The 20,409-nt window shown below is 63.5% G+C and carries 21 protein-coding genes; 10 read left to right on the top strand and 11 right to left on the bottom strand.

Annotated elements, in window-relative coordinates:
- Positions 1-25 precede the first annotated feature (25 nt).
- The 3 genes from trxA (at position 26) to G502_RS0107470 (ending at position 1,764) form a co-directional block, all read left to right on the top strand.
- Complete coding sequence (gene trxA / locus G502_RS0107480; RefSeq protein WP_026989195.1) at positions 26-346, top strand: thioredoxin TrxA; 321 nt, start codon at positions 26-28, stop codon at positions 344-346.
- A gap of 137 nt (positions 347-483) precedes the next feature.
- Positions 484-786, top strand: coding sequence for a 50S ribosomal protein L28 (rpmB, locus tag G502_RS0107475; RefSeq protein ID WP_022728042.1), 303 nt, complete (start codon positions 484-486; stop codon positions 784-786).
- Between the two features lie 147 nt (positions 787-933).
- Positions 934-1,764, top strand: coding sequence for a dienelactone hydrolase family protein (locus tag G502_RS0107470; protein WP_022728041.1), 831 nt, complete (start codon positions 934-936; stop codon positions 1,762-1,764).
- A 10-nt stretch (positions 1,765-1,774) separates the two neighbouring features.
- Here G502_RS0107470 and G502_RS0107465 read toward each other — a convergent pair whose 3' ends face one another.
- Positions 1,775-2,464, bottom strand: coding sequence for an MBL fold metallo-hydrolase (locus G502_RS0107465; protein WP_022728040.1), 690 nt, complete (start codon positions 2,462-2,464; stop codon positions 1,775-1,777).
- A 240-nt stretch (positions 2,465-2,704) separates the two neighbouring features.
- Between G502_RS0107465 and G502_RS0107460 the strand changes: the two genes are divergently transcribed.
- The 6 genes from G502_RS0107460 (at position 2,705) to G502_RS0107435 (ending at position 8,866) form a co-directional block, all read left to right on the top strand.
- Positions 2,705-3,700: a TRAP transporter substrate-binding protein gene (locus G502_RS0107460; RefSeq protein WP_081649726.1), complete on the top strand. Its 996-nt coding sequence runs from the start codon at positions 2,705-2,707 to the stop codon at positions 3,698-3,700.
- A gap of 121 nt (positions 3,701-3,821) precedes the next feature.
- Positions 3,822-4,421 carry a TRAP transporter small permease gene (locus G502_RS0107455; RefSeq protein ID WP_022728038.1) on the top strand — a complete coding sequence of 200 codons (600 nt, stop codon included), beginning with the start codon at positions 3,822-3,824 and terminating at the stop codon, positions 4,419-4,421.
- 15 nt (positions 4,422-4,436) lie between these two features.
- Positions 4,437-5,735 (top strand): TRAP transporter large permease, encoded by a 1,299-nt coding sequence (locus tag G502_RS0107450; RefSeq protein WP_022728037.1) that lies wholly within the window; start codon positions 4,437-4,439, stop codon positions 5,733-5,735.
- A gap of 94 nt (positions 5,736-5,829) precedes the next feature.
- Complete coding sequence (locus G502_RS0107445; RefSeq protein WP_022728036.1) at positions 5,830-7,173, top strand: TldD/PmbA family protein; 1,344 nt, start codon at positions 5,830-5,832, stop codon at positions 7,171-7,173.
- 10 nt (positions 7,174-7,183) lie between these two features.
- Complete coding sequence (locus tag G502_RS0107440; RefSeq protein WP_022728035.1) at positions 7,184-8,443, top strand: aconitase X; 1,260 nt, start codon at positions 7,184-7,186, stop codon at positions 8,441-8,443.
- A gap of 3 nt (positions 8,444-8,446) precedes the next feature.
- Positions 8,447-8,866: an aconitase X swivel domain-containing protein gene (locus G502_RS0107435; RefSeq protein WP_022728034.1), complete on the top strand. Its 420-nt coding sequence runs from the start codon at positions 8,447-8,449 to the stop codon at positions 8,864-8,866.
- Between the two features lie 13 nt (positions 8,867-8,879).
- On the opposite strand, the gene G502_RS19185 is transcribed toward G502_RS0107435, so the two are convergent.
- Complete coding sequence (locus G502_RS19185) at positions 8,880-9,902, bottom strand: serine hydrolase domain-containing protein (protein WP_022728033.1); 1,023 nt, start codon at positions 9,900-9,902, stop codon at positions 8,880-8,882.
- A gap of 127 nt (positions 9,903-10,029) precedes the next feature.
- On the opposite strand from G502_RS19185, the gene G502_RS0107425 reads away from it, so the two are divergent.
- Complete coding sequence (locus G502_RS0107425) at positions 10,030-10,986, top strand: DMT family transporter (RefSeq protein WP_022728032.1); 957 nt, start codon at positions 10,030-10,032, stop codon at positions 10,984-10,986.
- A gap of 37 nt (positions 10,987-11,023) precedes the next feature.
- Here the strand turns inward: G502_RS0107425 and G502_RS21365 are convergent, their stop codons facing one another.
- The 9 genes from G502_RS21365 to G502_RS19165 all read right to left on the bottom strand — a co-directional run bounded on the left by G502_RS21365 (position 11,024) and on the right by G502_RS19165 (position 20,339).
- On the bottom strand, positions 11,024-13,105 hold the full coding sequence (locus G502_RS21365) for a PP2C family protein-serine/threonine phosphatase (RefSeq protein ID WP_022728031.1): 2,082 nt from the start codon (positions 13,103-13,105) through the stop codon (positions 11,024-11,026).
- Positions 13,105-13,956, bottom strand: coding sequence for a hypothetical protein (locus G502_RS0107415; protein WP_022728030.1), 852 nt, complete (start codon positions 13,954-13,956; stop codon positions 13,105-13,107). The genes G502_RS21365 and G502_RS0107415 overlap by 1 nt, the downstream gene beginning before the upstream one ends.
- Positions 13,946-14,704 (bottom strand): hypothetical protein, encoded by a 759-nt coding sequence (locus G502_RS0107410; RefSeq protein ID WP_022728029.1) that lies wholly within the window; start codon positions 14,702-14,704, stop codon positions 13,946-13,948. Before G502_RS0107410 ends, G502_RS0107415 begins: the two co-directional genes overlap by 11 nt.
- An 82-nt stretch (positions 14,705-14,786) precedes the next feature.
- Positions 14,787-16,562, bottom strand: a complete 1,776-nt coding sequence (locus G502_RS0107405) for a solute carrier family 23 protein (protein WP_022728028.1) — start codon at positions 16,560-16,562, stop codon at positions 14,787-14,789.
- Positions 16,563-16,617: 55 nt separating this feature from the next.
- A complete protein-coding gene (locus G502_RS19175) occupies positions 16,618-16,950 on the bottom strand; it encodes an STAS domain-containing protein (RefSeq protein ID WP_022728027.1) in 333 nt (110 codons plus the stop codon).
- A 12-nt stretch (positions 16,951-16,962) separates the two neighbouring features.
- Positions 16,963-17,358 (bottom strand): ATP-binding protein, encoded by a 396-nt coding sequence (locus G502_RS0107395; RefSeq protein WP_162140956.1) that lies wholly within the window; start codon positions 17,356-17,358, stop codon positions 16,963-16,965.
- Positions 17,351-18,613, bottom strand: coding sequence for an alanine racemase (locus G502_RS19170; RefSeq protein ID WP_022728025.1), 1,263 nt, complete (start codon positions 18,611-18,613; stop codon positions 17,351-17,353). The genes G502_RS0107395 and G502_RS19170 overlap by 8 nt, the downstream gene beginning before the upstream one ends.
- Positions 18,604-19,284 (bottom strand): GNAT family N-acetyltransferase, encoded by a 681-nt coding sequence (locus tag G502_RS0107385; protein WP_022728024.1) that lies wholly within the window; start codon positions 19,282-19,284, stop codon positions 18,604-18,606. The genes G502_RS19170 and G502_RS0107385 overlap by 10 nt, the downstream gene beginning before the upstream one ends.
- On the bottom strand, positions 19,281-20,339 hold the full coding sequence (locus tag G502_RS19165; RefSeq protein WP_022728023.1) for an ABC transporter substrate-binding protein: 1,059 nt from the start codon (positions 20,337-20,339) through the stop codon (positions 19,281-19,283). The genes G502_RS0107385 and G502_RS19165 overlap by 4 nt, the downstream gene beginning before the upstream one ends.
- Positions 20,340-20,409: the final 70 nt, after the last annotated feature.

Below are 20,409 nucleotides of genomic sequence, written 5' to 3'. Positions count from 1 at the left end.
GACCACCAGAAAACGAGGTATGCTCATGTCTACCACACAGGTCACGGACAGCAGTTTCGACGAGGATGTCCTTAAGGCGGACCGCCCGGTCGTCGTCGATTTCTGGGCCGAATGGTGCGGCCCCTGCAAGATGATTTCTCCAGCACTTGAGGAGATTGCACAGGCGCTGGACGGCAAGATCACCGTCGCCAAGCTGAACATCGACGAGAATCCCGCAACACCGGCCAAGTACGGCGTGCGCGGCATCCCGACACTGATGCTTTTCAAGGACGGAGCGGTCAGTGCCACCAAGGTCGGCGCCCTGCCCAAGAACCAGCTGCAGTCGTGGATCGAGGAACATATCTGATTCCGATTCTCTGCCGCAGGGCCAGCGCGGGGCTTGACGCCGCGCGCCGGCTTGCGTAGAAGGCAGCTGCGCGCCCGGAGAGGTTTCTCTCCGGCGCAAGTCTTTTCAACCGATCACTTCGAAACGGAACCGAGATCATGGCACGACGTTGCGCCTTCACCGGCAAGGGTGTCCAGAGCGGCAACAATGTAAGCCACGCCAACAACAAGACACGGCGTCGCTTCATGCCGAACCTGCAGGAAACCTCACTCTACAGCGATGCGCTGGCGAGCATGGTGCCCCTGCGTCTGGCGACCTCTTCCATCCGCACGATCGAGCACAAGGGCGGGCTCGATGCCTATCTGCTGGGCACGCCCAACAGCAAGCTCGGCGCCGAAGCCGTCAAGATCAAGCGCCGCATTGTCCGCGCAGCAGCCGCCAAGGAAAGCTCTGCTGCCTGAATCTTCCGGCGCGCAGGAACGCGTTATGCAAAGGCCCGCCTCCGGCGGGCCTTTTGCGTTGGGAACACTTCCCTTTGCGTCCTGGACACACAGTTTCGTGCTATGCTGAGCTTGTTTTCGCTTTCCTGACATAAAAGGAGCTGTGCGATGAAGGGACCGCTTTACGTGACACCGCCTCGGGGACCGGAAGGCACCGGATATGGGCGCCGGACCGTTCTGAAAGGCCTGGCAGCCGCACCCCTGGCCACGGGTCTCGCCAATGTGCTTGCCGATCCGAAGCTGGCGCGGGCCGCTGCGAACAGCCTGGAAGAAGTCTCCCTGACCCTGTCCAACGGTAACCAGGTCACCGCTTCCCTGGCGCGGCCGGCCGAAACCCCGGCGCCCGCCGTCCTGCTGATTCACGAATGGTGGGGGCTGAACGACCAGATCAAGACCATGGCCGCCGAATTCGCCGAACAGGGTTATCTGGCCCTGGCCGTCGACCTCTATGGAGGCGAGGCTGCCGAAGCCGGTGACAGTGAAACAGCACGCAGCCTTATGCAGGCCGTGGACGCAGAGGTGGCCACTGAAACCCTGACCGCCTGGACCGACTGGTTGAAGCAGCATGACGACGGCACCGGACAGGTGGCCACCGTCGGTTGGTGTTTCGGCGGCGCCTGGTCGCTCAATGCCTCCATTGCCAGACCGGTGGATGCGACGGTCATCTACTACGGCAACGTGGACCGCCCGGTCGATAAGCTGGAACAGCTAGAGGGGCCGGTGCTCGGCCACTTTGCCCGGCAGGACCAATCCATCACGCCGGAAATGGTGGAAACCTTCGCCAGCCGTATGGACGAGGCCGGGCAGGATCTGACGCTCTACTGGTACGATGCCGACCATGCCTTCGCCAATCCGACTGGCGCACGCTACGACGAGGAGGATGCCGCTCAGGCCTGGGAACGCACGCTGGGATTCCTGAAAAGGCAGCTTCAGGGCTGAAGCTGCACCATCAGCGCACCAGCAGTTCGAAGGACGCCGCATCCTGCCACAGGAAGGTACCGTCGGACTGGCGGATCATTTCCGGGAAGTGGCCCGGAACGATACGATCGGCGATGGCAAGAATGCGTTCAATGGATTCGGTGCCTGCCTCAAGGGTATCGAAGGCCATGTCGCAACGCCGGCCGACCACCTCCTTGGGATACTTGATGGCATCACCGGCGATCACCACACGGCCCTTGTCGGGCGTATCCAGGTCCAGGGCATAGGAGCCCGGCGTGTGCCCGGGCACCGCAAGCGTACGCACGCCCGGAAACAGCTCGGGCTCGTCTTCGAGAAACACCAGGTCAAAGCCTTCCAGCTGCGTGCGGATCATCTGCGGGATAAAGGGATCCTTCTCGTGCGGGGCGGCCGCATAGTCCCATTCGCGCTGGCTGACAAAGACCTTTGCGTGCGGGAAGAGGTCGATGTTCAGGCTGTGGTCGAAGTGCAGGTGCGACAGGAACACGAAGGGAATGTCGGCGGGTGCCAGGTCGCGCGCTGACAGGGCAGTCAACAGGCCGGGACGGTTCACGTAATGGCCCACGTCGAACAGCATGGGCCCTTCCGTGGTATGTATGAGGCTGACGTTTGCCAGGCCCAAGAATCCTTCACGCAGGCGCAGGTTGTTACCCTGCAGCAGGATTTCATAGTCTGCCGTCACGAATCTTCCCTTCTTTACTTGATTCTTTGTACAACTCTAAGAAGTTCTTCAGTATCCTCATCCTGTCGGCAAGTCTCTCTCATGCCGCCATCCGGCTCAAGTCATATGCCTGACAGATACAGCCTTCCTTGACACTTTGTTGTTAAATTCTGATGATCGCGCCTAAATTTGGCCTTTAACTTCAATTGTGCCATCAATAAAACACAACCATCAAACAAGGCTTCAGGGAGTATGATAATCATGACGACCAAGAACATTCTGTCCCGCTTCGTTACCGGCGGCGCCGCCATGGGCGTCGGCCTGGCCATGACGGCCGGCCTTGCCGCCGCCGAGAACTGGGACATGCCCACCCCTTATCCCGAGGGCAACTTCCACACCCAGAACATCATCCAGTTTGCCGAGGACGTCGAGGAGGCCACCGATGGCGAACTGACCATCACGGTGCACTCGAACGGCTCGCTGATCGAACATGGCGAAATCAAGAACGCCGTGCGCGGCGGACAGGTCCCCGCGGGTGAGTTCCTGCTCTCGCTTCTGGCCAACGAGAATCCGATCTACCAAATTGATGCCGTTCCCTTCCTGGCAACGGGCTATGAAGAGGCTGGCAAGCTTTGGGAAGTCTCGCGCGAGAAGACCGAAGAGCTTCTGGCCCAGCAGAACCTGAAGGTGCTCTTTGCCGTGGCCTGGCCGCCGCAGGGCATCTACACCACTGAGAAGCTGGAATCCATCGACGACCTGAGCGGCACCAGCTTCCGCAGCTACAACAACACCACCGAGCGCCTGGCCCAGCTGGCCGGCGCCGTTCCCACCCAGGTCGAGGTTCCGGACCTGGCTCAAGCTTTCTCAACAGGCCGCGTCGAAGCCATGATCACCTCACCGTCCACCGGCGTGAACGTGAAGGCCTGGGACTTCCTGAACTACTACGCCGACACCCGCGCCTGGCTGCCCAAGAACATCGTGGTGGTCAACCAGGACCGCTTCGACGCCCTGCCTTCCGAAGTTCAGGAGGCCGTGATGGCCGCGTCCGAGGAAGCCGAGGCGCGCGGCTGGGAGATGTCCATGGAAGAGACGGATACCCAGACCCAGGCCCTGGCCGACAACGGCATCGAGGTCTATGAGCCGAATGAGGAACTGCGCGCCTCACTGCTTGAAATCGGCGAGACCATGTCTGCCGAATGGGCCGAGAGCGCCGGCGAAGAAGGCAAGAAGATCCTGGACGCCTTCCTCGCGAACTGATCCGGGCGCCTAGCTCCATGCCATGCAGGCGTGGCCCCGGTTATCGACCGGCGGCCACGCCTTTTGGCTTAGGGGTTACCCTGTTCCAGTCACTCCCAATCTACTGCAGGGAATTGTGGCAATGCGCCGTCTTCTTGACCGCATCTATAAACTCAGCGGCTACATAGCGGCCTTCTTTCTCTTCACAATCTTCGCGGTGGTGATCATCCAGGTCACGCTCGGGCTGATCGACGAGATCCTGGGAGTATTGATCGGCAAGGCCTACGGCCTGCAGATATCCGGCTATGCCCGTTTTTCCGGCTATTTCCTGGCCGCCGCGACCTTTTTCGCGCTGGCCTACACCTTCAAGGAAGGCAGCCATATCCGGGTCAGCCTGGTGGTCCAGCATCTGCCCCAGGGACTGCGGCGCTGGGTCGAGGTCTGGTGCTGTGGCGTGGCCACACTCCTGGCCGGCTATTTCACGCTACATATGTTCTCCCTGGTCCACGATTCCTACCGCTTCAACGACGTATCTGGCGGCCTGGTTGCCGTTCCGCTGTGGATTCCCCAGAGCGCGATGGTCGCTGGGCTGGTGATCCTGACCCTGGCCCTGCTGGACGAGACCCTGCGCGTGTTCCTTGGCAAGCGGCCCAGCTATGCAGATGCTGAGGGACTGCTGGAGCAGACAAGCGACGAAACCTCCGGATCCACGGAGTCCACCCCTTCCTCGACCGCCCGCTAAAGCAGGACAGACTCCATGGATCAGCTGATACTCTCCGGCGTTCTGGTCATTGCGCTTCTGGGCCTGCTGGCCAGCGGTGTCTGGGTTGCCTTTTCCCTACTGGCGGTCGGGTATCTCGCCATTGAACTCTTCACCTCGGTGCCAGTTGGCCAGGCCTTGGCCACCAATGCCTGGAGCGCCTCGACAAAGTGGTCATTGGCCGCCCTGCCCATGTTCATCTGGATGGGCGAAATCCTCTTCCGCTCGCGCCTGTCCGAGGATCTCTTTGGCGGGCTCTCGCCCTGGATGGCACGGCTACCGGGCCGCCTGATGCATGTGAACATCCTGGGCTGCGGAATCTTTGCCGCGGTGTCCGGCTCCTCGGCCGCCACGGTGGCGACCATCGGAAAGATGTCCCTGCCCGAGCTGAAGAAGCGTGGCTACGACGAGCAGATGATGATCGGCACCCTGGCCGGGTCCGGTACGCTTGGCCTGCTGATCCCGCCCTCGATCATCCTGATCGTCTATGGCGTGGCCATCGAGGAATCCATTTCGCGGCTCTTCATTGCCGGTGTCCTGCCCGGCATCATGCTGGTCAGCCTCTTCATGGGCTATGTCATGCTCTGGTCCGCGCTCAATCCTTCGCGCACACCCCCAGCGGAGCCGCGCATCCCGATCCGGGAACGCTTGAAGGCCTCGCGCCGCCTGATTCCGGTGCTGATGATCATCTTCGGCGTGATCGCTTCGATCTATTTCGGCGTGGCCAGCCCCACAGACGCCGCCTCGCTCGGAGTTCTCTTCTCGCTGCTGTTGTCGTGGTTTTCCGGCAGCCTGACCTGGAAGACCTTCCTGGACGGCCTGTTGGGGGCAACGCGCACGTCGTGCATGATCGCCTTCATCCTGGCCGGCGCCGCCTTCCTGTCGGTGGCCATGGGCTTTACCGGCATTCCGCGCGAACTGGCCAGCTGGATCGCGGCCATGGAGCTGTCGCCCTACGCACTCATTGCAGCGCTGACGATCTTCTTCGTGGTGCTGGGCTGTTTCCTGGACGGCATCTCCATCGTCGTGCTGACCACCGCCGTCATCCTGCCGATGATCGACGCGGCCGGCCTGGACCGCATCTGGTTCGGCATCTACGTGGTGCTGGTCGTGGAGATGAGCCAGATCACGCCGCCGGTGGGCTTCAATCTCTTCGTCCTCCAGGGCCTGACGGGACGCAACATCTTCAAGGTCGCCCTGGCGGCCCTGCCGTTCTTCCTGATCCTGTTGCTCTCCGTTGTCCTGGTCGTGGTCTTCCCGGAAATCGCCACCTGGCTGCCGCAACAGATGAACTGACCGCCAAGCAGGCATCGAGGACTGGCGCATTGGCCCCTCAGGGTCCATGTGATAGGGAGACCTCGCCAGCACCCTTTCACAAAAGACAAGTGACATGACCTCGGAAACGCAAGATCCCGCTTTGCTTGAAGACCTGATCCGCAAGGCCCGTGCCGCCGGTGCCGACAGTGCTGATGCCCTGGTGGCCCGTTCCACCGCGCTCAGTCATGCCCAACGCATGGGTGAACTGGAACAGCTTGAGCGCGAGGAAAGCCAGGACGTCGGTCTGCGCGTCTTCATTGGACAGCGGCAGGCCATCGTCTCGTCCACGGATCTGGGACCCAAGGCCCTGGACGAGCTGGTGGACCGCGCCGTGACCATGGCCCGGGTCGTGCCGGAGGATCCCTACTGCGGCCTGGCCGATACGGAGCAACTGGCCCGCCAGATCCCCGATGTGGAGTCCTGCGATCCCGCGGAGCCCAGCCCGGAAGACCTGATCGAACGCGCCCGGCTCTGCGAGGAGGCCGCCCGTGCCGTCGAGGGCGTGACCAATTCCGAAGGCGCCGAGGCCGGCTGGGGCATGACCCGCGTCTCGCTGGCCGCCAGCAACGGCTTCACAGGCAGCTATCGCGTGTCCAGCCATTCCGTGGGCGCCTCGGTTCTGGCCGGCGAAGGTTTGGACATGCAGCGGGATTATGATTTCTCCAGCAAGGTCTTCGCCCAGGACCTGGAAGACCCTGCCGTCGTCGGCCGGCGTGCCGGGGAACGAGCGGTGAAGCGCCTGAACCCGGTCAAGCCGAAGACCGGGCGCGTGCCCATCGTTTATGAATCCCGGGTGGCCAACAGCCTGCTGCGTCACTTCCTGGGGGCCATCTCAGGCCCCTCAATCGCGCGCGGCACCTCTTTCCTGAAGGACCGCATGAACCAGCCGGTCTTCGCCGAGGGCATCCGCATCATCGACGAACCGCACCGCAAGCGCGGCCTGCGCTCCAAGCCCTTCGACAGCGAGGGCCTGCCGACACGGACCTGGAACCTGATCGAGGACGGGCGCCTGACCACCTGGTTGCTCGACCTCTCCTCGGCCCGGCAATTGGGCCTGGAACCCACGGGCCACGCCAGCCGCGGCATCTCGAGCCCGCCGGGACCCTCGGCCAGCAACGTCTACCTGGAGCCCGGCCAGCAGAGTCCAGAGGAGATGATTGCCGATATCGAGGACGGCTTCTATGTCACCGAGATGATCGGCATGGGCGTCAACGGTGTCACCGGCGACTATAGCCGCGGTGCCTCGGGCTATTGGATCAAGGACGGCAAGCTGACTCACCCGGTCAGCGAGGCCACCATCGCCGGCAACCTGAAGGACATGTTTGCGAACCTGACACCGGCCAGCGATCTGAAGATGATCTACGGCATCGATGCGCCCACGATCCGTGTGGACGGCATGATGGTGGCCGGATCATAGGCAAGCCTCCATGGCCGTCACGCTCACCGCTGAAGAACAGGCCATAGCCGCGGGGCACGGCGGGCCGGGCCGGACCATGGCCCTGCGCATCCTGGCCGAAAGCGCCCGCCTTCTGGGCGCTGAGCGCCTGATCCCCATTGCCTCCAGCCACATCGACGGTTGCCTCTATCATGGCGACAGCGGTGTTGCCTTCGCCGAGAAGCTCGTCGAGGGCGGCGCCGAGGTGACGGTGCCCACCACCCTCAACGTCGGCGCCCTGGACCTGTTGCGTCCGCAGCAGGTGCGCCTCGACAGCCACCAGCGCGATATGGCGCTCAGGCTCATGCGTGCGCATGAGGCCCTGGGCTGCCGCGCCACCTGGACCTGCGCCCCCTACCAGGCCGGCCATCGCCCAGAATGTGGCGAGGACGTGGCCTGGGGCGAGAGCAATGCCGTGGCCTTCGTCAACTCGATCCTGGGCGCACGCAGCAACCGCTACGGCGATTTCCTCGACCTCTGCTGCGCCATCACCGGCCGGGCGCCGGCCACTGGCCTGCACCTGCCGGAGAACCGGCGCGCGACGTTGCTGGTCGATACCTCTGCGATTCCTGAGAAGCTGAAGAAGCTGGACGTCTTCTTTCCGGTCCTGGGCGCCTGGTATGGCCGTGCGGCCGGTGAGGCGATCGGTGTCATCGACGGCCTGCCACAAGCCGTTTCGGAGGATAACCTCAAGGCCTTTGGCGCGGCGGCAGCCTCCAGTGGTTCGGTGGCCCTCTTCCATGCCGCCGGACTGACCCCCGAAGCGCCTAACGCAGAGACAGCCCTTGGGGGCCAGCCGCCAGCTGAGGTTCTACGCCCGACGGCCGCCGACCTGCTGGTCGCACGCGACAGCCTGTCAACCGTTGAGGGCACAGAACTGGACGCCATCGCGGTGGGCAGCCCGCATTTTTCGCATTCCGAATTCAAACAGCTTTTACACCTGCTGGATGGCCGCAGAAGCCAGGTTCCCTTCCATGCCTGTACCGGGCGGCATGTGATCGAACAGCTCGAGGCCGAAGATCTGCTGCAGGAGCTGGAAAGAGCGGGAATCAATATCGTTGCCGATACTTGTGTGGTGGTCACGCCCATCCTGGAAGGTTTCTCCGGCGTGCTGATGACCAACTCCGGCAAGTTCGCCCATTACGCCCCCGGCAACACAGGCTATGACGTGCTTTACGGCAGCCTCTCCGACTGCGTGGAAAGCGCGGTCGCCGGGCGCGTGGTGCGTGACGAGAGCCTCTGGAGCGCCTGAATCATGGAACTGCAGGGTGAAATCCTTATTGCCGGAGCGGCCCAGGGGCCGCTCCTCGTCCTGACAGAACCGCTCAGTTTCTGGGGCGGTGTCGATCCCGCCAATGGACAGATCATTTCCACGCGCCACCCCCAGTGCGGTGCAAACGTCAGCGGAACCCTCCTGGTCCTGCCGCGAGCCATCGGCTCGTCGTCCTCGTCGTCTGTGCTGCTGGAGCTGATTGCCAGCGGTCATGCACCCGCCGGCCTTGTGCTGGGACAGACGGACGCCATCCTGCTGTTGGGGAGCGTCGTTGCCGAGGAGCTGGACCATTCACCCGTGCCCGCCCTTCTGTTGCAGGAAACCGCACTGTCCGGCCTGAACAGCGGGCAGCCGGCCGAGATCGCCGCCGACGGCCGTCTGCTTCTTCGCCCCTCGAAATAATGGCCCGGCGGTCTCACGCAGCTTCGAAAACTGGCAAGAAGCTGCGTTCCACAAGTGCATGCAGGCGCCGGACATAACCGCTGGCTCCGGAGGGTTGGCTGCTGTCCGAGGTGATGACCAGGGTCGCATCCAGTTCGGGGATCACATAAACCATCTGGCCGCCATAGCCCCAGGCATAATAGACACGTCGACCACCCATGGAGCGGATAAACCAGCCATAGCCATAGTGATCTCCGGTCCAGCGTGACCGCCCCCGCTGTTGCCAGGAGGTCTCGACCCAGGATTCGGAAAAGACGGGGTCCCCCTCCAGGCGCCCGCCCAGGCGGTAGAGTTCGCCCAGCTGGAGCAAGGCGCGCGGTGCCAGCGCCATGTTGTTGCCGCCGAAGTAATAGCCCTGGGGATCCTGTTGCCAGGCGGGGATGGAGATCCCGAGCGGGGCTCCCAGCCAGTCCCGGGCCAGCGCCAGGGTGCTGCGCCCGCTGGCCCGTGTCAGGATGACGGACAGAAGGTGCGAGTTTCCGCTGGAATAGAGCATCTCGCCACCGGGCTCCGCCACGAAGGGACGGGTCAGGGCATGGCGGACCCAGTTCGGGCTGGTCACCCAGGCGCCGTAGTTCTGGCCCGACGTGCGTTCCAGCCCGGCCTGCATGGACAGCAGGTTGCCGATCGTCACCTCTTGTATCTGCGCATCTGCTCCGTCCGGCACCAGCTCTCCCAGCAAGGACGCAATCGGCTGATCGGGTCCCTCAAGAACGCCCCGACGAACGGCCGCTCCCACCAGGGCCGCGATCACCGTCTTGGCCACGGATTTCACGTTGACTGCCTGGTCGAGCGCCGGCCCGCGCAGGGCCCGGTCGACCAGGATTCGGCCCTGCTGTGCCACGATCAGGCCTTGCAGCCGGTCGAGGCCCCGGGCGCGCTCGATCGCCGCGTCCAGGCCGGTCCGCTCCGACGCCCGGGTCGTCCCCACAGGCGGTGCGGCAAGGGCAGTGGCCAGCAGGCCCAGTTGCAGGAATCGTCGTCTCGGCAGATGCATGAAACAGGATTTGGCGCGGCGCGGCCGAGGATCAAGGCAGACCTGCAAGAAACGGGAAGGCAGGGGCGACCGTCACCGTCTATGCTCCGCGGCAGGCTCCACACACGCTCATGAGGAGGAGGCCCCGATGGCCCCGAACATCCAGTCCCAGGGCTCCATGACCCCAGGAACCTGGGGCCTGCTGGTGACCCTCTCCCTTCTGTGGGGCGGGGCCTTCTTCTTCGTGGGGGTCGCGGTCAAGAGCCTGCCGCCGCTGACAATCGTGGCCCTGCGCCTGGGCCTTGCCGCGTCGGCCCTCTGGTGCGTCTGCCTTCTGCGGGGCGTCACACTGCCCCGTTCGCCCGCCATCTGGCGGGCCTTCCTGGTGATGGGCGTGTTCAACAACGCCATTCCCTTCTCGCTGATCGTCTGGGGGCAATCCCAGATCGCCTCCGGCCTGGCTTCCATCCTGAATGCCACCACCCCACTGTTCACCGTGGTCCTGGCCGGCATTTTCCTGGCCGACGAGCGCGTCACCGGTTTGAAGCTGTCAGGCGTCTTCGTCGGCCTGGTCGGCACCGTCGTGATGATCGGCCCCGCTGTCCTGACAGGGCGCGAGGCCAGTGCCCTGGCCCAGCTGGCGATCCTGGGCGCGGCCCTGTCTTATGCCAGCGCCGCGGTCTTTGGCCGACGCTTCCGGGACCTGGGCGTCCATCCCCTGATGACGGCCACGGGACAGGTCACCATGTCCAGCCTGATCCTGGTGCCGCTGGCGCTTCTGGTTGACCGCCCCTTCACTTTGGACCTGCCACCGGCAGAAGTCTGGCTGGCGATTCTGGCCCTGGCCCTGCTCTCGACGGCCCTGGCCTATATCCTCTATTTCCGGATCCTGTCGCTGGCCGGCGCCACCTCGGTGCAACTGGTCACCTTCCTGGTTCCGGTGACGGCCATCCTTCTGGGGGCCCTGGTCCTGGGCGAACGCCTGGCGCCCCAGCACTTTGCCGGCATGGGCCTGATCGCCCTGGGCCTGGCCGTCATCGACGGCCGTCTGCCCCGTCATATCCTTGCGCTTTGGCGCAGCCGGATCGTGGGAAAGACCTTTTAGCCGCCCCGTTGAAACGTCCGCTGCTCCTATGAGTCTCCTATAACTCTCCGGAACGCGTGCGGATCGCCAGATAGGTGATGTCGTCCGACTGTTCGGCTTCGCCCACGAAAGCTTCCAGATCCTCCATCAGGCCGCCGACCCAGCCGGCGACACTGCCGCCCCCCTTCTGCAGGTCTTCGGCAACGGCCTGAAGACGGTCCTCACCGTAGGCCTCGTCTTCGCTGTTGAAGGCCTCGGTGATGCCGTCAGTGAAGACCAGGAGCGTCTCGTCCGGCTGCAGCTCCAGCGTTTCGTTGGTGAAGCCCACATCGTCCATGACGGCCAGCGCCATGTCGCCCGTGGACGGCAGATAGCGGCTCTGGCCCTTGTCATCCACCAGCAGCGGCGGATTGTGCCCGGCGTTGACATAGTCCAGGCGGCCCGTGCGCACATTGATGATGGCATAGAACAGGGTCACGAACAGCATCTGCTCGTTCTCGCTGGCCAGCAGGTCGTTGACGCTCTTCACGCAGCGTGCGGGGTCGCGTTCATAGCGCGCCGTAGCGCGCAGCAAAGTGCGCGAAATGGCCATGAACAGCGCGGCAGGCACGCCCTTGCCCGAGACATCGCCCACCATCAGGGCATAGCTGTCCTCGGTGATCTGGAAGAAATCGAAGAAATCGCCGCCCACTTCCTTGGCCGGGGTCATGCCGCCCTGCACCTCGGCGCCCGGCAGCTGCGGGAAGTCGGTGGGCACCAGGGCCAGCTGCACGCGCCGGGCAATGTCCAGCTCCTGCTGGATACCGGCCAGCTTGGTCTTGGTGATCAGGGCATCGCGCAACTCGGCAATCAGGTCGTTCAGGCGCTGGTGCTGTTCCGTCACGCGGCGCGAGAGCAGCTGCAGGACATTGGCCAGGAAGACCAGATCGTGATCCTGGGCCGCACTGTCGGCCAGGCCTTCGGTGTCCTGGGCCCGGTCGGCATTTTCGAGAATCTCCATGATCTCGTTGCGGGCATCAGCATCAAGGGCGCCCGCCAGTTCCTGAAGCCGCGTGCGGATCAGGCGTTCCTGCCTGCGGCGCTGGCGATCGCGCTGCAGGCGCAGGTCGCTCAGGCTCTGCAGGCTGCGCCGCAACTGCCCGATGGCAACACCGATGCGGTGAATTTCGTCGCCGCCCGCCTTGTCCTGTCCGCCTCGCTGGTCCTGGCGCGCCAGGGCATTCAATGTATCTATGGATTGCTCCAGGGGCCGGAAGGAGCTTCGCAGATAGAGATGCACGCCCAGCGCGGTGAGCAACAGGAAAGCCAGCCCGCCCACCAGGGTTACCCGATCGATCATCTGCAGACGCGAAAGCGGCTCGGTTGCATCCCGCAGGGTCACCAGCAGGCCAGCCTGGCCCTGGTTCACGTCTTCCACCGGAACCCCGCTGAGGGAATAGAGTCGGTTCTCCTCCCGCAGGGTGTCCATGCTGGCACTGCGCAGCGGCAGCTGCGGGTCCAGCCGGGCCCAGAGGTCCGGATCGCTGCCGACCACCATGCGTCCGCGCGGGTTCACCAGATAGGCCGGGGCCTCGAGAGTCTGCGAGAAGGAGTCCAGCAGGCCCTCCGCATTGCTGCCCAGCGTCACCACAAGGGACTCCCGCCCTTCGCCGGGATCCTCCGACAATGGGAAGGCATGGACAATCAGGAAACGATCACTGCGGTCCTGCCACAGACCGCTGAGGGATTTTCCCGCGGCAACCTCGGCCAGGCTCGTCAGGTCCAGGACACGGGCCGCATCGATTTCCATCCGCTTGGAATGGATCACGTTGCCGTCGGCATCGGCTACCTCCACCACGTCGGGTGAAAGGCCGTTGTCCTGCAGCAGGGCGCGCAGGGCCATACCCGTTGCCGAACGCGCGCCCTCATTGGCCGCTCGGGCCAGACGCCGATCCGACTGGATGGCCTCTTGCAGCTGGGCCAGGTTGGCGCTTTCCCGTTCGACAAGCTGTTGCCAGAGCGCCTCCTGCCCGGTCAAAGCCACCTTGGTGAAGCGTTCCTCGCTTTCGCGCTCGCGCAGGTCGGCTGCCCACAGCAGGCCCAGCGCCAGGACCACCAATCCCGCAAGGAAGATCAGGGAGATTCGCGTACGCAGCAGCATCACACCCCTCCCTCAGGATCGGCCGAGCTGGCCAGCTCGGGGGGCTCCGTACGGAACCGCCACTGGCGCTCGAGTGGCTCCATCACGGCGGTGACCGGCTCCTTCAAGCTTTCATCGAAATCGATGGCTCGTAGGCCGACCGCCTGTTGCCAGACCAGGTAATAGCGTGCATTCACACGGCCTTTCAGCTCACGCAGGGCCGACAGGGTCATATCGCTGGGCAGGCCTCTGGGCCGAGAGTCAGCGCCGGTGAAGTCTCCTTGAGAGACCGCTTCAAGTTCCCGGGCAAGCTCCGTTTCGACTTCCTGCAGCGGGCGCCAGGCCAGAAGCCAGCTGGCCGCCCCCGCCAGGGCGGCGGCCAGCAATGCCGCCAGCAACAGGCTCAGGATCAATGGCCACAGTGCCTGTTCCAACTGCCCGGACTGATGCGCCAACAAAAGCTCGCCGCGCTGCTGACCATTCGCCCGTAGTGGCAGGGTCATGACCTCGCCGTCGTCCAGGGCCGCGGGATCTCCGGCACTTGCAACGGCCTGACCCTCCTGCCTTACCTCGACAGCCGCCACGACCGGCAGGCGTTCGCGCGTATCGGAAAGATAGCTCTCCAGATCGGGAATGGCCGAAAGGGGGATGCCATAGGACAGCGCCTGGCCAACCTCGCGCGTCATGATATCGCCCATGGCGCGTTGTGCCGCCGCACGTTCGCTGGACAGTTCCTGCTCCATATCCGAGAGGCCCAGCCAGATGACCGGCAGGCCGGCCAAGAACACCAGCAGGAAAACCAGGCCAACGGCCGTTGTCCGCCAGGCTGTACGAGTCGACAGCATGCGTTGAATCCGGCTGTCAGAGGCCATCGCCCACCTCCTCCAGCCGGCGGCCCGTGGTATCCAGGCGACTCAAGGCCTGTTCACCCTCGCGCTGCGCGCGCGCTGCCTCGCGCTCCAGGTCCGTTAGCGGCGAGTCTGTAACAGTCAGGCCATGCAAGCGGGCCGCCGCCTGACGAAAACGCCGGGACTCACGGCGCGTCAACCAAACAGACAGCAGGAGGGCGCCAATCGCAGCAAGCGGCACGATCCAGAGAGCATGCAGGATCAGTGCACGCTGCAGCCCGCCTTCACGGGCCTCCATCTCCTGGGCCGAGGTGACGCTGACGATCTGGGCCACGCTCTCACCCAGGTCGTTGCGGATCGGCAGCCCCAGAAGCATCTCGCCCCGGCTGTCGTGGGTCCAGCGTTGCTGCGAGTCGGCGGCGGCAACAGCCTCCAGCCATGCCGGCGGCACCGGCTCGCCGATCACGCCTCGGTCCGTGCTATAGAGCGAAACCCCATCAGGCGTGAAGATATCCAGCGCCAGAAGGGTCGGATCATTGCGGCGGGCTTCCTCGATCAGGTCCTGGGCCGGCGTGATCTCGTCGATGGGAAAGCCCAGCTGCAGGTTCGCCTCGATATCGGCACGCAGGTTGTCCAGCTGGAACTCCAGCCGCGCTTCCTGCTGGCTGCGCGAAAGCTGGGAAAGCAGGACCTGCGTCACCGTGAAGACGGCGGACAGGCCCATAAGAATCGAGAATACAAGGATCAGACCATGGCGCAGTTCAAGCCGCATGCCGCCTCCCGGCGCACGGAAAATCTGCTGCCTGCCTGTTCCAGCCGGTATCAATCATGGCGTCGCCTCCCCCTGAGACATTTCAATGCTCGAACTGCAGGACCAGATTCGCACGCCCACTGCGTTCGAAGGACCTGACCCGGTCGGCAAGGCGCCTGATCATCATTGTGGAAACCTGCATCATGCCGGCCTCCAGGGCCGAGTCGTCCTCATCATCCAGCAGCGCTTCCAGATCGACCTGCTCGCCCTCGCCCAGAGTCAGTTTCCTTCCTTCATAAGACAGCGCACAGACAACATCGACCTCGTCAAAGCGCACGGTCAAGGTGACCGGTCCCTGAATGACATCAGCATCGTCGAGTATCTCCATGGCTTCGCCGATGGCCATGCCGGCGCGCAAGACCACTTCGCGGCGCGCTCCCCAAACCTTGCCCTGGTGTTCCAGAAAGTCGGAAATCTCGGCCGCGGGATGGCCACTGCTCAGCTCCAGGCTTGCGGTTTTCTTTATCCCGATACGGAACAGCATGTTCAGGGCCACGGCACAGAGCGAGCCCACCATCAGGGCAGAACCTACAATGGTCTGGCTCCACTCGGGCGCCTGCTCGGTGATGCGGGGCACGATCAGCAGGGAGGACCCGACCACGATCGAAAGGCCGACCGTGAAGGTCCGCTTCATGTTGATCATGCGCGACAGGATCAGCTCCATACCGGCAACGATCAGGAATGCCGCTGTGTAGACCAGGATACCGCCCACGACTGGCTCGGGAACCAGGACCACCAGAGTGGCCACAGCCGGCAGGAAGGCCAGGACCATCAAGACGCAGCCCGTGGCAATGGCAACATGGCGGGACATGATGCCACTGGCATGTGCCAGACCGATGTTGGCACCCGAAGATCCTCCGGAAATCATACCACCGGCACCGAGCAGGACATTCTGCAGGCAATTCGCGATCACGGACCGGGACACCAATGGCATGTCCGCGCGGCGCCATTTCCGGTCATTCAGCTTGTCGATAGTCAGACCCACGGCCATCTGGTCCATCACCCCGAAGAGCTCCACAAGCAGATAGACCAGGATAGCCATGGGCACGAACTCGGGGAGCGGAATACTGATGTCCGAAAGCGGCATCGCCAACAGGGGCAGTTCGGACATGCGGTCGATCATCCTTGGATCGAACAGGCCCAGGACAATGGCCAGGGTTCCACCGGCCACGGTTCCAATCAGAACGGCCAGTATGCGTATGCGCATGTTGCCCCAGACTGAGGCCACCAGTATTCCACCCAGGGTCGCCAGAGCGACCAAGGCGGCAGATGACGAGAATTGTTCACCGCCGATCAATCCGACACTGCGGGGCACACCGCTGGAAACAAGTTCCAGTCCCAGCATGAAGACCACCACGCCAATGACTTCCGGAGGGAAATAGGCCCGCAACCGCGGCAGGAGGGGCACCATCAAGGCCAGCAGCAGGTTCGCGAAAATAACCGCACCAATGGCGGCACCGGGTCCATAGAGGGTGATGATCGCGGCATAGGTCGCGATGGGCACGGGACTGGGAATGTTGATCAGCGGCACACCGGGTGTGAATCGGGACCGCCACCCCTGAAGGAGGGTGCCCAGTCCCAGGACCAGCAGGCAGCCGCTGACGTAGGAGATCGTCTCCCGATTGTCGAAACCCCGCGCTTCCGCCGCCAGGATGGCGTAGACCATGAACATCAGGGCCAGCAGGCAGTGCTGGAACACGACCACGGCCAGGGCTTGGGCCGGCGGTCTTTCGTCGAGTCCGTAAATGACCTCTTCGGGCTTTTCGCGCCGATAGTCCTGAGGTCGCACCAGCAGCCATTTGACGGCGTTGAACAGCACCCGATCTTCCTTGAAGCTTTATCCAGGTTCAGGGCAAAACCAGCCCTTGGCCTGTTTATTGAAGGGAATCGCAGGCTGCCTTGCTGCTGGGATGGATCGAGAAGATCGAGGTGAAGCCACTGATGTCGAAAACCTCCTGAACCTGGGGCTTCAGTCCGCCCAGAGCCAGGTTGTGGCCATTCGACTTGGCAATCTTGGCGGCCTTCAGCAGGACCCGAAGCCCGGCCGAACTGACGTAGTCCACATGCGCCAGGTCCACCACCAGGGCCTGTTTTTCCTGCATGCGCTCGCTGATCACATCCTCGAACTCTTTCGAGGTGTTGCTGTCCAGGCGCCCACTGACCTCCATGACATGCACGTTCTTGCTGCTGTACTCGTTGATATCCACGACCTGTTCCTTTCAGTCTGTCTCGACCGGTTTGACGAATGTCAGATGGTTGTGCCCATCCTTGCGCTGGTAATTCTGGTCCCGGGTCATGCTCCTCAGGAAATGGATGCCCAGGCCCCCGATCCCCCGCTCCTCCACAGAACTGGTGGTATCGGCCGCATCAACCTCCAGGGGATTGAAGGCCTTGGCATCGTCCATCACCTGCGCCCGAATTCCATCGGCTTCGGACTCCAGGGTGATGATGATCTCATGCGCGGCCTCGTCGTCATAACCATAGGACACGATATTCGTGAAGAGTTCTTCCAGAACCAGGTTCAACTGCAGGGCATCATTCTGCGCGATACCCTCGCTTTCACAGAAACGCTCCACCTCTTCCGCAAGACGCCCCAAGTGGGACAGACTATTCACCAGCGTGATCTTCACGACGCCCCCGTTTCTTCGTGATGACGTCCTTTGCGGAAGTGGCGTCCGCCAGCGGCGATCGTTCCTGCTGTCCGTCCATGACCATGTTTCCCTCCGCATGGTTGTCGTCATGGTAATAGCATCGCTGCGCACGTGCGCCAAAGCCCGTCAGCACGCGATTGGGATTTACCCCCAGGGCATGGCCGACGGCATTGATATCCTGCTGCGGCCCGACGATCTGCACGCTCTCGCCACGTTGCGGACGACCGGCCGGCAGGGCCGAGACATCCACTGTGCTGAGCGTCATCGCTTCGCTGCCCAGGAATCGCAGGCAATGCGTTCCCAGGAAAGCCCGGCAGGTCTGGGAGAAACGTTCGGGCAAGCCATCGGCGTAGCCAAGCGCCAAAGTGGCCGCGCGCACGGCATGGTCCAGGCGCGGGCCACCATAGCTGACGGCCTGGCCAGCCGCGATTTCCCGCACCGAAAGCACCGGGGCCTCAAGTGCGACCACCGGCGCGCAGTTATAGTTCGCCAAGGCTGCACTGCGCACGCCATAGAGCGCGCTGCCGACCCGTGCCACGTCCAGGTGCCAACCCGCATCGTGATAGACGAATGAAGAGGTGGCGGCACTCAAGGAAGACGCCGGCAACAGCGCCGCCAATTCCTTCAGGCGGGCTAGCTGCTCGGCATTGACCGGATTGGCCGGCTGCTCGAAATCGCTCAAGGTCGTCATGACCAGGACCAACCTAACCTGGGCCAGCAGATCGTCCCGGGGGACAAGCCGGCGCAGTTCCGCCTCGGGCATTCCTGTGCGCGCCAGGCCCGTGTCCAGGTTCAGGACCAGGGGAAAGGGCGCTTCGCTGGAAGCGGAACGGGCACAGGCCTCCAGCTCCTCCAACTGATCGATAACCGGTATCAGGCCGGCTTCTGCGTACTCCATGGCCGAGCGGGCAAAGAGGCCTTCCATCACCAGAATGCGCCTGTCCTCCGGCAGGTGGCCGCGCAAACGCAGACCCTCCTCGAAATCGGCTACCCAGAAGCTTCGGCATCCGGCTCCGGACAGGGTCCTGCCGACCGCCTCCAGGCCCAGGCCATATGCATCACGCTTGACCACGGCGGAAACCTCGCACCCCACCGCCTGCGCGCGGAGGGAGCGATAGTTTCGCTCCAGTGCGGACAGGTCGATGTGCAACAGGGCCCGAGCGGGTTCCGACGCGCGGTAAGGCGCCTGGCGTTCCTGTCTTGCCGACATCAGGGGCATGGACGGAACTCCAGCCGTCGTCCGCCGGCATCCGAATCCACAAGCAGCACACCACGCCAGCCGTCGGCCAGCAGCTCTCTCTGTCCCTCCAGATCCTGCAGGTCCCGCAGCTCAGGTATGGTCTCGTCCAGAGGATGAATCTCATCGCGCACCAGGGTATAACGCAAACGCCCGCCGTAACGGTGCCCCAGTCTTGCGATCTGCAGGCCGGCATGGATCAGACTGATCCAGCTGGCCGCATTGCCGGGGGCCGCCGTGGCAAACAGGCGGTCCAAACCCAGGGAGTCCGCCAGCTGCAGGCGTTCAACAGAGAGCGCCTGCTGCAGGTTGCGGCCGCGCCATTCCGGAGCTACAGCGGAGCCGCAGAGCTTGGCGACACCCTCGGTCCGTCCATCGTCCCAGACCAGGTTCGCCAAGTCGTCGGCCTCCAGTTCTGTCTGGATCAGGGCATAGGCCACCAGGTTTCCCTCGGAGTCAAAGGCGCCAATGCCGCTGCCTTCCGGCCCCAGGACCTGGCTGAAGAAACCCGGTTCTTCGGGTCGAACCCACTGGGGATCCGCAATGGCCTGCAGGGCACGCCGGTGCAGGGCAAGGACAATCGCGGCATCACCTGCTTCCAGGCGACGGGTGGTCAAGCCTTCCGCCTGCAGGGCACTGACCGCTGACGTCATGTCAGGACCTCGGCATAGTTCAGCATGGCCAGCGGCGGATAGAGCTCCAGCTCCTTGGCCACCTGCATGTTGATGATTAGGGAGAAGCGGCTGAGAGTTTCCGCCGGAATCCCTGCGGCATCCTCACCATCACGCAACACCTTAATGGCCTTGGATGCCGCCAGCTGGCCAACCGAATAGTAACGGCTGACCAGTCCCACCAGAGCCCCGCCCTCGCGCACGGCCAACTCGGCCGCACCGAAGGTGGGCAGGCCGGCCTGCAGCGCGGCAGGGGAAACACGGTCATAGATCGTGCCCAGGAAAGTGTCCGGCAGGTAATAGAGCCAGTCGGCGCCCTGGTCCTTCAGGCCCTGCACCAGATCCTCGACGCCCTCGGCCGTGGGACGGCCGCGATCGTCCTCCGCGAATGGCTGGGCCAGCAAGGTGAAGCCCATCTCCTCGGCCAGCACTTCCAGATCCTGGACGATGACCACCGAGTTCTCTTCGTTTCGACTGTAGAGCACGCCCAGGCGTTCAAAGGGCCGGTAAGCCCGCATGGCGCGCAGCTGTGTTTCCGGCGGCACCACATGGATGGCCCCCGTGACATTGCGCGCCGGTTCCGCACGTTCGGGAATGATCCCTGATTGGACCGGGGCTGAAACCAGGGCAAAAACGATGGGGATATCGCGGATATGCTGCTCCGGAGTCTCACTGTCGTGGCGTCCCGCTATGCCCAGCGTCACCGATGTGCCCCATGTATAGACCAAGTCCGGCTGCAGCTCGCGAATCTCCTCGACCAGACCTGGCAGGCGATCGTTGTCACGGTCGATATTGCGACGGGTGAACTCGGCATCCAGGCCCTGGGCCTCCAGGTAATCGAAGAAACCACGCTCCACATCGGTCTCACCACGATAGGTGACCATGTAGATATGCGGACGTTGCCGGTCCTGGGCCGATCCAGTCTCAGGCAGCATTGCACCCAGCGTGCCGGCGCCAGCCAGTTTCAAGGCGCGCCGCCGCGTCATCCCGCCCTCGATCAGGCAGAGACGCCAGTCGCTTTGAGCATCCTTCTTCATGCTGGCCTCCCCCTAAGGAATCGCTGATCCGCAGCCCGCGACAAACGCCTTGGTAGCATAGGCTTTTCCT

The sequence above is a fragment of the Fodinicurvata sediminis DSM 21159 genome (genome assembly GCF_000420625.1).
Classification (GTDB): Bacteria; Pseudomonadota; Alphaproteobacteria; order Kiloniellales; family DSM-21159; genus Fodinicurvata; species Fodinicurvata sediminis.
The sequence above is the reverse complement of the archived record's forward strand: the minus strand, read 5'-3'. Positions and strand labels throughout refer to the sequence as shown.

What these genes read in the sequence shown, in the direction of transcription:
- trxA (WP_026989195.1), top strand. Translation starts at nt 26, where the DNA reads ATGTCTACCACACAGGTCACGGACAGCAGTTTCGACGAGGATGTCCTT.
- rpmB (WP_022728042.1), top strand. Translation starts at nt 484, where the DNA reads ATGGCACGACGTTGCGCCTTCACCGGCAAGGGTGTCCAGAGCGGCAAC.
- G502_RS0107470 (WP_022728041.1), top strand. Translation starts at nt 934, where the DNA reads ATGAAGGGACCGCTTTACGTGACACCGCCTCGGGGACCGGAAGGCACC.
- G502_RS0107460 (WP_081649726.1), top strand. Translation starts at nt 2,705, where the DNA reads ATGACGACCAAGAACATTCTGTCCCGCTTCGTTACCGGCGGCGCCGCC.
- G502_RS0107455 (WP_022728038.1), top strand. Translation starts at nt 3,822, where the DNA reads ATGCGCCGTCTTCTTGACCGCATCTATAAACTCAGCGGCTACATAGCG.
- G502_RS0107450 (WP_022728037.1), top strand. Translation starts at nt 4,437, where the DNA reads ATGGATCAGCTGATACTCTCCGGCGTTCTGGTCATTGCGCTTCTGGGC.
- G502_RS0107445 (WP_022728036.1), top strand. Translation starts at nt 5,830, where the DNA reads ATGACCTCGGAAACGCAAGATCCCGCTTTGCTTGAAGACCTGATCCGC.
- G502_RS0107440 (WP_022728035.1), top strand. Translation starts at nt 7,184, where the DNA reads ATGGCCGTCACGCTCACCGCTGAAGAACAGGCCATAGCCGCGGGGCAC.
- G502_RS0107435 (WP_022728034.1), top strand. Translation starts at nt 8,447, where the DNA reads ATGGAACTGCAGGGTGAAATCCTTATTGCCGGAGCGGCCCAGGGGCCG.
- G502_RS19185 (WP_022728033.1), bottom strand. Translation starts at nt 9,902, where the DNA reads ATGCATCTGCCGAGACGACGATTCCTGCAACTGGGCCTGCTGGCCACT.
- G502_RS0107425 (WP_022728032.1), top strand. Translation starts at nt 10,030, where the DNA reads ATGGCCCCGAACATCCAGTCCCAGGGCTCCATGACCCCAGGAACCTGG.
- G502_RS21365 (WP_022728031.1), bottom strand. Translation starts at nt 13,105, where the DNA reads ATGCTGCTGCGTACGCGAATCTCCCTGATCTTCCTTGCGGGATTGGTG.
- G502_RS0107415 (WP_022728030.1), bottom strand. Translation starts at nt 13,956, where the DNA reads ATGGCCTCTGACAGCCGGATTCAACGCATGCTGTCGACTCGTACAGCC.
- G502_RS0107410 (WP_022728029.1), bottom strand. Translation starts at nt 14,704, where the DNA reads ATGCGGCTTGAACTGCGCCATGGTCTGATCCTTGTATTCTCGATTCTT.
- G502_RS19170 (WP_022728025.1), bottom strand. Translation starts at nt 18,613, where the DNA reads ATGCCCCTGATGTCGGCAAGACAGGAACGCCAGGCGCCTTACCGCGCG.
- G502_RS0107385 (WP_022728024.1), bottom strand. Translation starts at nt 19,284, where the DNA reads ATGACGTCAGCGGTCAGTGCCCTGCAGGCGGAAGGCTTGACCACCCGT.
- G502_RS19165 (WP_022728023.1), bottom strand. Translation starts at nt 20,339, where the DNA reads ATGAAGAAGGATGCTCAAAGCGACTGGCGTCTCTGCCTGATCGAGGGC.